We start from the raw sequence: 13,255 nt of genomic DNA on the forward strand, positions 1-13,255 counted from the left end.
CGATATAACGTGAAACAGAAGGAATTCCAAAATGACGGAACACCACAACAGTGACCCTCGTCTCGACACGACTCGCGAAATTCGCGCACCTCATGGCACCACTTTGCGCGCTAAATCTTGGTTAACAGAAGCACCACTGCGTATGCTAATGAACAACCTAGACCCTGATGTGGCAGAACACCCACATGCACTGGTTGTGTATGGTGGTATTGGTCGCGCAGCGCGTGATTGGAAATGTTATGACAAGATTGTTGAAGTATTAGAGCGTTTAGAAGACGACCAAACGCTGCTTGTTCAATCAGGTAAACCTGTAGGCGTGTTCCCGACTCATAAAAACGCACCTCGCGTGTTGATCGCTAACTCTAACCTTGTTCCACATTGGGCCAACTGGGAGCACTTCAACGAGCTCGATAAAGAAGGCTTGATGATGTACGGTCAAATGACCGCCGGTAGCTGGATCTACATCGGCTCACAAGGCATCGTTCAAGGTACTTATGAAACCTTTGTCGCGATTGCGAAGAAACACTTTCAAGGCGAAGCAAACGGCAAATGGGTTCTTACTGGTGGCCTCGGCGGTATGGGTGGTGCTCAACCTCTCGCAGCGACTATGGCTGGCTTCTCGATGATTGCGGTTGAATGTGATGAATCACGAATCGATTACCGCTTGCGTACAGGCTATGTCGACAAAAAAGCCACCAGCTTAGATGAAGCAATGGCTATGATTAAAGAATCAGACACGCCAATCTCTGTTGGCTTATTAGGTAACGCCGCAGACGTCTTCCCAGAGTTAGTCGAACGTAACATCACGCCTGACGTAGTGACCGACCAAACCTCTGCCCACGATCCACTGAACGGTTACTTGCCGCAAGGTTGGACAATGGAAAAAGCAGCGCAAGAGCGCACCATTGATGAAGCAAAAGTGGTGAAAGCCGCGAAACAATCGATGGCGATTCAAGTTCAAGCGATGCTCGACCTACAATATCGAGGTGCTGCGACTGTAGATTACGGTAATAACATTCGCCAAATGGCACTGGAAGAAGGCGTAGAAAACGCATTTGATTTCCCAGGTTTCGTTCCTGCCTATATTCGTCCTTTATTCTGTGAAGGCATCGGTCCGTTCCGTTGGGCTGCCCTTTCTGGCGACCCAGAAGACATCTACAAAACAGACCAAAAAGTAAAAGAACTGATTCCTGACAACCCACATCTACATAACTGGCTAGATATGGCGCGTGAACGCATTCAGTTCCAAGGCCTACCAGCTCGTATCTGTTGGGTTGGATTGAAAGATCGTGAACGTTTAGGACAAGCATTCAATGAAATGGTGAAAAATGGCGAATTGAAAGCACCAGTTGTTATCGGTCGTGACCACCTAGATTCGGGCTCAGTAGCAAGCCCGAACCGCGAAACAGAAGGCATGATGGATGGATCAGATGCTGTATCAGATTGGCCTCTATTGAACGCTCTGCTAAATACTGCAGGCGGCGCAACATGGGTTTCTCTGCACCATGGCGGTGGCGTTGGCATGGGCTTTTCGCAACACTCAGGAATGGTGATTTGTTGTGACGGCAGTGAAGATGCATCACAGCGTATTGCTCGCGTACTTCACAATGATCCGGCCACTGGCGTTATGCGTCATGCTGATGCGGGTTACGATATTGCCAAGCAGTGCGCTAAAGAGCAGAAGCTTGATTTACCTATGCTAAACGAAGAACTTCGTCGCCTTTAATATCTGGAGATAAAATGTTGAATTTATTACTTAAACCAGGACTTCTTGGCCTACCTGAACTTCGTAAGATTAGCCGTAGCCCTGTGAACTTATCACTCGACCCTGCTGCAATCCCGGATATTGAAGCGAGCATGCACGTTGTCGAACAAGTGATTGCTGAAGATCGCACTGTGTATGGCATCAATACGGGTTTTGGCTTGCTAGCGAATACCAAAATCGCCCCTGAAGATTTAGAAGTACTACAGAAAAGTATCGTGCTTTCTCACGCGGCGGGCATCGGTAAATTCATGTCTGATGAAACCGTGCGCTTGATGATGGTGCTAAAGATTAACAGCTTGTCTCGTGGTTATTCTGGTATCCGACTCAAGGTGATCAATGCACTTATCGATCTAGTGAACGCGCAGGTTTACCCATGTGTTCCACAGAAAGGTTCGGTTGGTGCATCTGGAGATCTTGCTCCTCTTGCACACATGAGTACCGTTCTACTTGGTGAAGGCCAAGCACGACACAATGGCAAAATCATCACAGGCTTAGAAGCAATGCAAATCGCTGGCTTAGAGCCAATCACACTAGCACCTAAAGAAGGTTTAGCGCTGTTAAACGGTACTCAAGCATCGACGGCCTTTGCATTAGAAGGTCTATTCGCAGCGGAAGACTTGTTCGCTTCGGCGACTGTGTGTGGAGCAATGTCTGTTGAAGCAGCACTCGGTAGTCGCCGCCCATTTGACCCTCGTATTCACCGCGTTCGTGGTCATCGTGGACAAATGGATGCAGCGCTTGCTTACCGTCATCTGCTCGATCAAAAGAGTGAGATTGGTGAATCACACACTTGTTGTGAAAAGGTTCAAGACCCTTACTCACTGCGTTGTCAGCCTCAAGTGATGGGTGCGTGTTTACAGCAGATTCGTAACTCAGCAGAGACTTTAACGATTGAAGCGAATGCCGTATCCGATAATCCGCTGGTTTTCGCTGACGATGGCGACATCATTTCAGGTGGCAACTTCCATGCAGAACCTGTCGCAATGGCAGCCGATAACCTTGCATTGGCCATTGCCGAGATCGGTAGCTTGTCAGAGCGTAGAATGGCACTGCTGATTGATAGCGCACTAAGTAAGCTTCCACCTTTCTTGGTCGATAACGGCGGCGTGAACTCGGGCTTTATGATTGCTCAGGTTACCTCTGCAGCACTCGCTAGTGAGAACAAAACATTGGCTCACCCGGCGTCAATAGACAGCCTACCTACCTCTGCAAACCAAGAAGACCACGTATCAATGGCTACCTTTGCCGCTCGTAGGCTTAGATACATGGCTGAAAACACCCGTGGGATATTGGCAGTAGAATATTTAGCAGCAGCACAAGGGCTAGACTTCCGCGCTCCGAATCTATCTTCTCCTCGTGTGGAAGAAGCGAAACAGATTTTGCGTGAAAAAGTCAGCTTCTACGATAAAGACAGATATTTTGCTCCAGATATTGAGCAAGCTAACCTGTTACTCAAATTATCCGTCCATAACCACCTAATGCCAGAAGGTACACTGTCAAGTTTTTAATACTGTCTGTCTATTGGGCTGTACTCTCGTTACAGCCCACTTATTTGTAAAAACCAATGCACCTATTGATAAAGATGATATTATTCGAAAAAACAATCATCCCGTATAGGAACTTGCATTAGCTATGATAACAAAAAACACACCAATTCTGCTTACAACAGCCCTTATCAGCACCTTATTCTTAGCTGGCTGTGGTTCTGACTCAAGCAATAAAGCACCGGCAAAGCCAACGACTCCAACGCTAACGAAAGTCTCGACCTATACCAGCATTAAAAACTGTTCAACAGCAGCTGAAGTGCCAAACTGTGCTTTTGAAAAAGGTATTTACATTCTGCCGATTGGTCCAAACATTACTCAAGTTCAGCAAGATGCCGTAAAACTGCAAGTCGAAAATTTGCTTAAATGGGCTCATGATGATGTGAGAAAGCAGTTTAGCAAAAAAACCATCGTCCTTGGGATAACTGAAAAGCCACCCGAAGACAACACAGTTCATGGAAAATTTGTTTTAGCGTTAGCAACAAACATGAATAGCAACAGCCCTAACCTAAATGGTATAGAACTTATCTATACCAACATTTCGAGTACAGACGAAACGAAAAGCACCACGACATATCAAAAACTACTGCAAGTTTTCGATTACTACGTTGATGGTGACAACAATACTGCTGTTGGTGCTGAGTTAACTACAAGCTATGAAGGTTTCAAGGGTATAATTAATAAAGAGTTCATATCCGGAACTCCAGCACTCGGTTACTTAAAATATGATGAATGTAACTATGGTAACGGGCAATTAATTGCTGGAAAAGTGATTAAAGGTACTGATTTGACTAAATGTTTAGACGACGATGGTAAACAAGTCAACGGTAAATTAGATCCTGTACATACAATTAAGAAGAACTTAAACCCTGGAGCTTTCTTCGGCGTCATCTACGAATATAAAATTAACCCAACGGCAGGCAAGGTCCCTAGCGAACTTACTGATGCTAATAAACCAAAAGTTTTTACGGCAGTCGGTAAAATCGCAAGTGGTGAAACAACAACCGCTAATTACCCATTTAACTATGCGAACCTTGCTTTTACACCAATGAGTGATTATTTAGATAAGTGGTTCTTCCCTAATAAAAAATAAGCTTATATAAATAAAGGTCTAGATTTTCTAGACCTTTATTATTTTTCTCACCAGCCCGCCTTCTCATCAATCTCCCTCCTTTTCGGCCCTCGTAAACTGGATAGACCATTAAAACCAAGTTAGTTAGCTATAATCCCCGCCAGATTTGATGACTAATAGCGATACTATGTTTCTGACACCTTACTTTTCTACTGAAGACAATCAATTTCAATTCACTCGTGAACAAGCTAGCCACTTTGCTAAAAAAGTAGCTGCTGACTTCAACCCAATTCACGATGAAGACAACAAGCGCTTCTGCGTGCCTGGCGATCTTTTGTTTGCAGTACTTCTGCAAAAAGAAGGCATCAGCCAAAAAATGCGTTTTGATTTTTCAGGTATGGTGGGTAACGGTATTGCGCTTAGCGTTGACAACAAGTGTGAGAAAGAAAGCTCACTGGTTGACGAGAAAGGCAAAGAGTACCTACACATGTCTTGTGAAGGTGAAAAGAGCCACGATCAAGCATTCATCGAACACGTAGTAACAAACTACGTTAAGTTCTCTGGTATGAACTTCCCACACATCATGGTTCCTCTAATGGAAGAACAGCAAATGATGATCAACTGCCAGCGTCCTCTTGTGATTTACGAGAGCATGGAAGTTGAATTTACTCGCCTAGACCTATCTCACCCAGAAGTTGAATTCTCTGGTGCGACTTTTAATGTTGAAGGCAAGCGTGGCATCGTGACACTGAACTTCGATTTCAAAGAAGACGGCGGCGTTGTCGGTAAAGGCGTGAAACGCATGGTAGCAAGTGGCCTTAAGCCATACGACCAAGCTTCTGTTGACGACCTAGTAAACCGCTTCAACGAACGTAAAGAGATGTTTCTAGCTCAGTTCGCAGCTGCCGCTTAATCAGCACTCTTATTTACATCACTTGATGTAAATAGCTAGAGACAAGATCAATAAAGCCCAGCTTGGTATCACAAGCTGGGCTTTTTCATTTCGATGACTAATGACATCAAGTCACTCAAGCCTGTATTCAAGTCAGAACTAAATCCAGCGCCTAACCTTTTGTTTGTAATCAACATATTCTGCACCGAATAATTGCTCTAGAGCGCGTTCTTCTGGCTTAATTTGGAACTGATTCATGTAGATTACGAATACAAAACTGAGTAAGACACTGAACAGGTTTTGGAAGAAGTAACCAAAGCAAAACAATAGTATGAATAGCCCTAGATACATTGGATTTCGCGTATAGCCAAAGATTCCGCTGTCCACAACTGCAGAAGCGGTGTCGACTTTGATCGGATTAACGGTGGTTTTCTGTTTGCGAAACTCCCATATGCCTGATATTCCAATAACACCACTCAAGACAATCCCGATACCGAGCACAACCATTCGATAAGGCAGTGCCAATGTTTCTTGGCTCAACTGCTGAGCGCAGAAGTATGATGCTACGAATACAATAATGAACTGTGCAACGGGTGGTACTTTTAATTCTAGAAATTTCATACTTTTCCTTATTAACATTCCTTTGTTAGTTTAGAAAAAAGCCCAGCAATTGCTGGGCTAAATGTATTAAAGAATTTTTGCTAGCGCTTGTAATGGGTGAGCAAGCTTCTCACCTTCAAAACGCTTCACTTGGCTACGGCAAGAATAACCCGTCACCAAACAACGATCTTTTGGTAAGTCCTGCATTTGAGGCTTCCAGCTTAAACCGTATATATCTTTCGACATTTGCAGCTTATCGACTTCATGCCCGAAGGTGCCCGCCATGCCGCAACAGCCGACAGGAACGCTGGTTAACGCAGCACCAAAGTGTTTGAAGATAGCGCCCCACTCTTTTTCAGCGTTCGGCATTTTGGTCTTCTCAGTACAGTGAGCGAACAAGTACCACATCTCTTCATTTGCAGAGCGCGCTTCAAACTCATCCAACGATGGCATTAACCATTCATGCACAGTCAGTACATCAAAGTCGCCACGCTTGTCACCTAAGATCTCAACGTATTCATCGCGGTAACAAAGCACAAGAGCCGGGTCCACCCCCGCCAAAGGAATACCGATATCCGCCACCATCGACAAGAAATCCGATGTTGATTTCGCTTCACGCGCAAAACGACTTAAAAAGCCTTTAATGTGCAGAGCTTTACCATTTGGTTTAAACGGCAGCAACACCGGAGTTTTACCAAGTTTTTGAGCCAGAGTGACGAAGTCTTCAATCACCTCCGCATCATAGAAGCTAGTGAACGGGTCTTGAACGATCAGCACATGCTGTTTCTTCTCTTCAGAAGACAAGCCTTCTAAGTACTGTAAGTCGAAGAGTTGCAGTTCTTTGCTCGCTAGACGATTTTTTAGCGTAGGCACCGACATCAGCGGTGCATCAACATAACCGACCGTTTTAGCCGTTGCGGTTTGTATCCACTTTTGACCCAATGCAGCATTCACTACTTTTGGCGCTTTCGCCATCAGCGGCAGCATGGTTTCAATGTTAGCGACTAAATAGTCTTTTGCTGGGCGCTGGTAACGCGAATAGTAGATGTTTAAGAATCGAGAACGGAAACTTGGTACATCAACTTTAATAGGACATTGGCTCGCACACGCTTTACACGCCAAACAACCGTTCATCGCTTCATGAACTTCATGCGAGAAATCGTACTCATGGCGTTTGTTCATCGTGTTACGAACACGTTCCACCATGGTTTTAATCGGAGTATTATCCTTCAGCGCTTCTTGCTCTAAATCGAGAATATCGACGCCTTGTTCCGTTAACTGACGCAACCATTCACGAACCAAGCCTGCACGGCCCTTTGGTGAATGACGACGGTCAGCCGTGACTTTCATCGAAGGACACATTGGCGAACTCGTATCGTAGTTGAAACACAAGCCGTTACCATTACATTCCATCGCTTGCTTGAAGCTATCACGGACTTGTACGTCGATCTGGCGATCGTAGAAACCACGCTTGGTGTCAGTGACTTTCACCAACTCAGCATCGCTTTCTAACGGCGTACAGATCTTGCCTGGGTTCATCTTGTTATGCGGGTCAAATGCCGCTTTAACTCGTCTTAATTCGGTAAACAGCTCTTCACCAAAGAAGTCAGGACCATACTCAGAGCGGAAGCCTTTACCGTGTTCACCCCACATCAAGCCGCCGTATTTCGCCACCAGCTTAACCACTTCATCAGAGACTTCATGCATCAATGCTTCTTGCATCGGATCACACAAATCTAAAGCAGGACGAACGTGCAGTACGCCCGCATCCACGTGACCAAACATGCCGTAGTTCAACTCTTTTGAATCGAGTAATACTCTAAATTCAGAGATGAAGTCGGCCAAGTTTTCTGGTGGTACACAGGTATCTTCAGCAAAAGCGACTGGTTTAGCTCTGCCTTTTGCCGCACCTAATAAACCCACCGCTTTTTTACGCATGTTGTAGATTCGGCCAATGCTCGCTAAGTCGCTGCACACTTGGAAGCCAATCACACCCGCTTCTTCGGTTTCTACCATGGTTTCAAGTCGTGCCGTCAGCGCTTGAACTTGTTGTTCAACTTCCGCTTCATCTTGGCCTGCAAACTCAACCATGTTGATGCCAAGCATCTCTTTGTTTGGAACATCAGTCAGCAAATCGCTCACGGTGTGCCAAACAATGTCTTGCTTCGCGAGGTTCAATACTCTTGAATCTACCGTTTCAACAGACAGTGCTTTCGCTTCAACCATGAACGGCGCATTGCGTAGCGCAGAGTCAAACGTATTGTATTTCACGTTAACCAACGTTCGTGCTTTTGGAATCGGCGTGAGGTTGAGCTTTGCTTCTGTAATGAATGCTAAAGAGCCTTCTGCACCACATAGAACACGAGTCAGGTCAAAGCTATCGTCTTCTTCGTTGATTGCGTTCTTTAGATCGTAACCAGTTAAGAAGCGGTTCAATGGTGGGAATTTATTAAGAATTTGAGCGCGCTTATCTCGACAAACGGCTTCAGTTACCGCAAGGGCATGGTGAGCAAATTCACCTTCAGCAGGTAAGCCGTGTGATAAATCGGATTCGAGACATGAACCATCTGCGAAGACGGCTTGCAGCGACAACACATGGTCAGACGTTTTACCGTACTTCAATGACCCTTGGCCCGAAGCATCGGTATTGATCATGCCACCTAAGGTTGCTCGGTTACTGGTAGAAAGGTCTGGAGAGAAAAAGTAACCATACGGACGCACAGCATCGTTCAATTGGTCTTTAACGATACCAGACTGAACTCTTACCCAGCCTTCTTGCTCGTTTATCTCAAGAATCTTGTTCATATAACGAGACAGGTCAACCACGACGCCTTTTGTTAAAGACTGCCCGTTGGTACCGGTACCACCGCCACGAGGGGAAAAGGTCACGCGTTCGTAAGCAGATTTTGCACCCACTTTACCGATCAACACAACGTCTTGCGTTGTTTTAGGAAGAATGACTGCCTGCGGCAATTGCTGATAGACACTGTTATCAGTCGCCGCAGCCAAACGGCTAGAATATTGAGATTCAATGTCGCCAGTAAAGCCCGCTGTTTTTAGTTCATCTAAAAAGCGTACGACAACTGGATCGACATCAGCATTGAGTTGAAGTCTTGGTAACATTTGCTTCCTGCCCCTACTTCGCTGATCCTATCAGCATTGGGTTATCTGAGATTTTTAATATTTTTCTTTGAATTTCGTCACTTTACTACTATTAAGATCATATAAAAAGGTGATCAAATAAGAATCTCGGTGCAAGAATGGAGAAATAGTCACTTTCGTCTTAATTCAGTAGTAAGATAGTAGACAACTTTTTTACGACATCTCCATGAGCAAATAACAATGAAAAAAAGCAAAACAGTCACAACTGAAGATATTCTTCTTAAGCTATGCCAATCAGTCTCAAACGTACTTACTTCAGCGACGGCTTCACAGGTGTCCTACTCAGCCATGGTTCAAAAGATCAACAAGACAAGTCTTAAGCCAGATTTTGGTTGTTTCGTCTTGTTCGACGGCGGGTTTTCAGGTCTTGTTGTTATCAATTTTACGTCGAAAGCAGCGCTAGAGATCTACACAAATTACATGCGTAATATGGGCATGCCTGAAGACGAACTCGCTGTACTTCATACTTCAGACGAAGTAGGTGATGTATTAGGTGAGTTGATGAACCAGTTGGTTGGCGACTTTACCAACAAAATCCGTAAAGAACTGCAAACTAACATCACACAAAACCAACCGAAAATGCTGGCACTGAACAAGCAAGTGAACCTTTCTGTTGATACTAACTTAGATCGCCCGCAAGCTCGTCGTGTTACTTTCTCTACTGCCGACAACAACATTTTCTACCTTGAGCTTGCAATGGACAAAACAGAATTCATCCAATTGGAAGAATTCGAAATCGCTGAAGACGAATGTCCAGACAGTATTCTTGAAGCGACTCAGAAAAAAATGCAAGAACCAAAGCAGCCAGAGCAAAGTTCAGGCAACGATTCTGCAGCTGATTTACTCGATGAACTTGGAATCTAGTTTGCGAAAGCTCTAGCACTTCCTAAAAATCGTGTCACTAACGCCATCAATCCTCTTGATGGCGTTTTGTTTTGTCCGAAAGCCACCGCTTCCTTCCTCTATCCTTATCTTCCATAATCGTTCACCACACTCCTACAAATGACTTTTGACTTTGCTGTTACTCGCCAAAACATGTAAAATGTTGGACTTTTAAAAATTTGCGGTAATGATTAAGTTGTCGATGGATAAGAAAAAAGCCCTAAAGAAAATTGCCAAGTGTCTTGAGCTTGGAAATTCTGCGAACGTCAATGAGGCTGCCAATGCGATAAAAATGGCGCATAACTTGATGTTGAAATATGGTCTCGAAAAGGACGATATTGAATTTATCAAGATGGGAAAAACTCAGTCCAATCACCTGTTACCTGCAAATATCAGCTCTACACTGCTGCGTGTTATTCGTGGTATTAACACCAAATTTGGCGTAGAAGCCGTGTTGCTAAATCACAAAGGCCTTAAACGCGTTGAATTCATTGGTGAAGCCGATCGCGCTATTTTCGCGGCTTTTGCGTTCGATATTATTTATCGTGAACTAAATGAGCATACTGGCCAATTCAGAAACAGTTTTGCTGGCTCGGGAACGGGCACTTTAGAAGTAACACGTCGTGTAAACTCTTACGTTTCGGGTTGGGTAGAAGGTGCGCTTGAAAAACTTCCTGTTATCACCCCAGACGACGAGTCGAACAACAAAATCAATAACTACATTGATAAAGAGTTCCAAAACATCGACCGTGAAACGTTCAAACAACAACTTAAAGAAGCGATGAAAAACCTCACCGCAGACTATGAAGTTGGTTTGAAGAAAGGTCGAAAACTGTCTGTAAATCGACCAGTTGGCGGAACTCAAGCGGTTAAAAAGATAACTCAATCATAGAGCCACTTTACATTGCTTCAGCGTATTGATAAAAACCACCAATAGGACTTATTGTTGTCTTTCGTAATTCATGCGTTTGACAGAAGTACATGATGGAGAAATACGTTGAAAAAAATCACACTAGCCCTGGCACTCACTGTTGCTCTAACGGGCTGTCAAGCGACACAACGCCAAAACGCGACAACCGGCGAATCTGAGACTAATTCCGCAACTCAAGGCGCTTTAATTGGTGCAATCGCCGGCGCTGTTGCTGGTGCAGCTACGGGTGACGACTCTAAAGACCGTCGTAAGCGTGCACTCATCGGCGCAGCAGGTGGCGCCGCAGTTGGCGGTGGTATCGGTTACTACTTTGACCAGCAAGAAGCTGCACTTCGTGAAGAACTCATGAACTCAGGCGTTCAAGTAGAGCGTGTTGGTGAGAACCAACTTCTACTTCGCCTAGAGAACGGCATTGGCTTCGATTCTGGTTCTTACGCTTTAGAATCAAGCATCCACAAAACACTTCGCGGCGTTGCGCGCATCTTAGTTGAATACCCAGACACTAGCCTAGTGATCGAAGGTCACACTGACAGCACGGGCAGCGAGTCTTCTAACCAAGTTCTTTCTGAGCGTCGTGCTGAATCGGTTCGTGCATTCTTGATCTCTCAAGACGTTGCTGCAGGCCGTGCCATTGCTCGTGGTAACGGTGAACGTTACCCTCTATGTGACAACAACACCTCTCAAGGTCGCGCTTGTAACCGTCGCGTAGAAATTCAAATCTTGCCGCTTAAGTAGCACGATTAAAGCCCAGTTCGTCTTTATCTATTGAATTAACCTCTATATAGTTGCTTATCGTCGTGTTGCTTGTTCAAAGTCACACGACTAGCCATATTCATACTGATATACCGACTCTGGGCTTTTTAACGAGACTTATCTATTGTTTATCCTATCCAACTTTCTGTCATCATCACTTCTTAGAACTCTATTTTTCACCCTCATCTTTTCTACAATACAGTTCTCTACTGCACACATCGTTCATGCAGAAAGCAACGTTGCATTCTCGATAGAATCTCAACCTCAAGATCCAGTTTCTCAATACCAACTAGCTCAAGCTTATGAATCAGGTAATGATGTCCCTTTGAGCACCAACGATGCATTTTATTGGTACTCGCAATCCGCAGAAAACGGCAATGCAGATGCGCAATTTAGGCTGGGTGAATGGTACTTGGCAGGATCAGGTGTAGAGCAAAGCAATAAACTTGCTTTAGAATGGTTTATTAAATCAGCCTTACAAGGTAACCAACGCGCGCCTATCGAAGTCGCAAAGCTCTACGAATCCTCACTTGAGGAAGAACTCCTAAAACCATTAGATGAAGCACAGCTATGGTATGAAGCGGCCTTAAAAAACAATCCAACAGCCGAAGATGGCTATAACCGTATTCTGGAAGCGCAATTCAACCAGCAACGTGCCAAGCAGATCTCTTCGATTGAGAAGCTCAATGACAACGTCATTGCTGAAAGCAGCACGAATCAGAGGCTATCTAATCCAGAGCGAGCAAGTAGCTCCCCTTCTTATCTGCCCTCTAGAGAGCAGGTAACACGTTCTAACCTAACGTATTCAGACTATCTAATTGGCACAGCCTTAGCCGTGTTGATTTCAATTGTCAGCATTATCATGACTCTGGTGATATCAAAAAGAAGACACGCTCTAAAATCGGGTGAATTGGGGCAACAAAAGCAGACACTTGAAGCACAGCTTAGCTCGAAAGACTTCACTATTAAGCAGCAGAAACGTCAGCTACACACGATGTTCCATGAGTTAAAAAAACAGAAAAATGACAACAGCCTGAACAATTTACAAGTAGCCTGCGCTCTATTTGGGTATACACCTAGCTCAATTCCGAATCAAAAAAGCATTAAAATTCGATATAAACAGCTATCCAAAATCTACCACCCTGATGGTTACGGATGTGACGAAGAGATGAAACGTTTGAACAATTCGCTAAAAACCATCCTCAAGAGTGTTACAGAAACGTAAACAGCCAAGCAAGATCGATTTCCAAAGTCGCAAAGATATCGATTTTATTAGTACTGCAATCGATCCCCCTCTCAAAAAAAGGTAACAAACTATTAACTAATGAGTCTTACTTGTGTCATAATTTGCGCCGAAAATACACCTGACTTAAACAGGTGAGGAGAGAATATGTTCACAATAGAAGGCGTTTGTGATTGGTGCAAAAAGCCAAGCCTAGTTAAAAAGCACGACTACCTAGATGGTAAGTGCCATCATTCATGTAAAGAGTGCAATGATATGGCAACCATTGATGTTCGCCAGTTCAATATTGGTGAAATGGAAATGAGAGCAAAACTCTCCCAAGCGACATTGAGATAAGCAACACCGTTGAAATATAAGAAAGCGCCTAAGGCGCTTTTTTTGTATCTAAGATTTATCTTCTTATCTTCTTAT

Annotated in this window: 11 protein-coding genes; 9 read left to right on the plus strand and 2 right to left on the minus strand. The window is 44.4% G+C overall.

Annotation, left to right across the window (positions count from 1 at the left end):
- Positions 1 to 31: 31 nt before the first annotated feature.
- From hutU to AB4407_RS05890, 4 genes are all read left to right on the plus strand, one after another.
- Complete coding sequence (gene hutU / locus AB4407_RS05875; protein ID WP_048615115.1) at positions 32 to 1,726, plus strand: urocanate hydratase; 1,695 nt, start codon at positions 32 to 34, stop codon at positions 1,724 to 1,726.
- 14 nt (positions 1,727 to 1,740) lie between these two features.
- Complete coding sequence (gene hutH / locus AB4407_RS05880; RefSeq protein ID WP_372119519.1) at positions 1,741 to 3,273, plus strand: histidine ammonia-lyase; 1,533 nt, start codon at positions 1,741 to 1,743, stop codon at positions 3,271 to 3,273.
- Positions 3,274 to 3,397: 124 nt separating this feature from the next.
- Positions 3,398 to 4,402 carry a histidine ammonia-lyase gene (locus AB4407_RS05885; RefSeq protein WP_372119521.1) on the plus strand — a complete coding sequence of 335 codons (1,005 nt, stop codon included), beginning with the start codon at positions 3,398 to 3,400 and terminating at the stop codon, positions 4,400 to 4,402.
- Positions 4,403 to 4,568: 166 nt separating this feature from the next.
- On the plus strand, positions 4,569 to 5,294 hold the full coding sequence (locus AB4407_RS05890) for a DUF3581 domain-containing protein (RefSeq protein ID WP_086049200.1): 726 nt from the start codon (positions 4,569 to 4,571) through the stop codon (positions 5,292 to 5,294).
- A gap of 138 nt (positions 5,295 to 5,432) precedes the next feature.
- Here the strand turns inward: AB4407_RS05890 and AB4407_RS05895 are convergent, their stop codons facing one another.
- Positions 5,433 to 5,894 carry an isoprenylcysteine carboxylmethyltransferase family protein gene (locus AB4407_RS05895; RefSeq protein ID WP_372119523.1) on the minus strand — a complete coding sequence of 154 codons (462 nt, stop codon included), beginning with the start codon at positions 5,892 to 5,894 and terminating at the stop codon, positions 5,433 to 5,435.
- 66 nt (positions 5,895 to 5,960) lie between these two features.
- Positions 5,961 to 8,996, minus strand: coding sequence for an FAD-binding and (Fe-S)-binding domain-containing protein (locus AB4407_RS05900; protein ID WP_372119525.1), 3,036 nt, complete (start codon positions 8,994 to 8,996; stop codon positions 5,961 to 5,963).
- A 219-nt stretch (positions 8,997 to 9,215) separates the two neighbouring features.
- Between AB4407_RS05900 and AB4407_RS05905 the strand changes: the two genes are divergently transcribed.
- The 5 genes from AB4407_RS05905 to AB4407_RS05925 all read left to right on the plus strand — a co-directional run bounded on the left by AB4407_RS05905 (position 9,216) and on the right by AB4407_RS05925 (position 13,180).
- The gene (locus AB4407_RS05905) at positions 9,216 to 9,899 is read left to right on the plus strand and encodes a DUF3334 family protein (protein ID WP_009846485.1); all 684 of its coding nucleotides are present in this window, start codon (positions 9,216 to 9,218) and stop codon (positions 9,897 to 9,899) included.
- 220 nt (positions 9,900 to 10,119) lie between these two features.
- Entirely contained in the window at positions 10,120 to 10,809 is a 690-nt protein-coding gene (locus AB4407_RS05910) for a DUF2786 domain-containing protein (protein ID WP_372119527.1), read from the plus strand.
- Between the two features lie 105 nt (positions 10,810 to 10,914).
- Complete coding sequence (locus AB4407_RS05915) at positions 10,915 to 11,583, plus strand: OmpA family protein (RefSeq protein WP_009846483.1); 669 nt, start codon at positions 10,915 to 10,917, stop codon at positions 11,581 to 11,583.
- A 142-nt stretch (positions 11,584 to 11,725) separates the two neighbouring features.
- Positions 11,726 to 12,826: a hypothetical protein gene (locus AB4407_RS05920; RefSeq protein ID WP_372119529.1), complete on the plus strand. Its 1,101-nt coding sequence runs from the start codon at positions 11,726 to 11,728 to the stop codon at positions 12,824 to 12,826.
- Between the two features lie 165 nt (positions 12,827 to 12,991).
- Positions 12,992 to 13,180, plus strand: coding sequence for a hypothetical protein (locus AB4407_RS05925; RefSeq protein WP_372119531.1), 189 nt, complete (start codon positions 12,992 to 12,994; stop codon positions 13,178 to 13,180).
- The last annotated feature ends 75 nt before the right edge of the window (positions 13,181 to 13,255 follow it).

It is taken from the genome of Vibrio sp. 10N.261.46.E11 (assembly GCF_041472735.1).
GTDB lineage: Bacteria > Pseudomonadota > Gammaproteobacteria > Enterobacterales > Vibrionaceae > Vibrio.

Excerpts from the sequence above, each read along its gene's own strand:
- hutU (WP_048615115.1), top strand. The coding sequence starts at position 32 with ATGACGGAACACCACAACAGTGACCCTCGTCTCGACACGACTCGCGAA.
- hutH (WP_372119519.1), top strand. The coding sequence starts at position 1,741 with ATGTTGAATTTATTACTTAAACCAGGACTTCTTGGCCTACCTGAACTT.
- AB4407_RS05885 (WP_372119521.1), top strand. The coding sequence starts at position 3,398 with ATGATAACAAAAAACACACCAATTCTGCTTACAACAGCCCTTATCAGC.
- AB4407_RS05890 (WP_086049200.1), top strand. The coding sequence starts at position 4,569 with ATGTTTCTGACACCTTACTTTTCTACTGAAGACAATCAATTTCAATTC.
- AB4407_RS05895 (WP_372119523.1), bottom strand. The coding sequence starts at position 5,894 with ATGAAATTTCTAGAATTAAAAGTACCACCCGTTGCACAGTTCATTATT.
- AB4407_RS05900 (WP_372119525.1), bottom strand. The coding sequence starts at position 8,996 with ATGTTACCAAGACTTCAACTCAATGCTGATGTCGATCCAGTTGTCGTA.
- AB4407_RS05905 (WP_009846485.1), top strand. The coding sequence starts at position 9,216 with ATGAAAAAAAGCAAAACAGTCACAACTGAAGATATTCTTCTTAAGCTA.
- AB4407_RS05910 (WP_372119527.1), top strand. The coding sequence starts at position 10,120 with ATGGATAAGAAAAAAGCCCTAAAGAAAATTGCCAAGTGTCTTGAGCTT.
- AB4407_RS05925 (WP_372119531.1), top strand. The coding sequence starts at position 12,992 with ATGTTCACAATAGAAGGCGTTTGTGATTGGTGCAAAAAGCCAAGCCTA.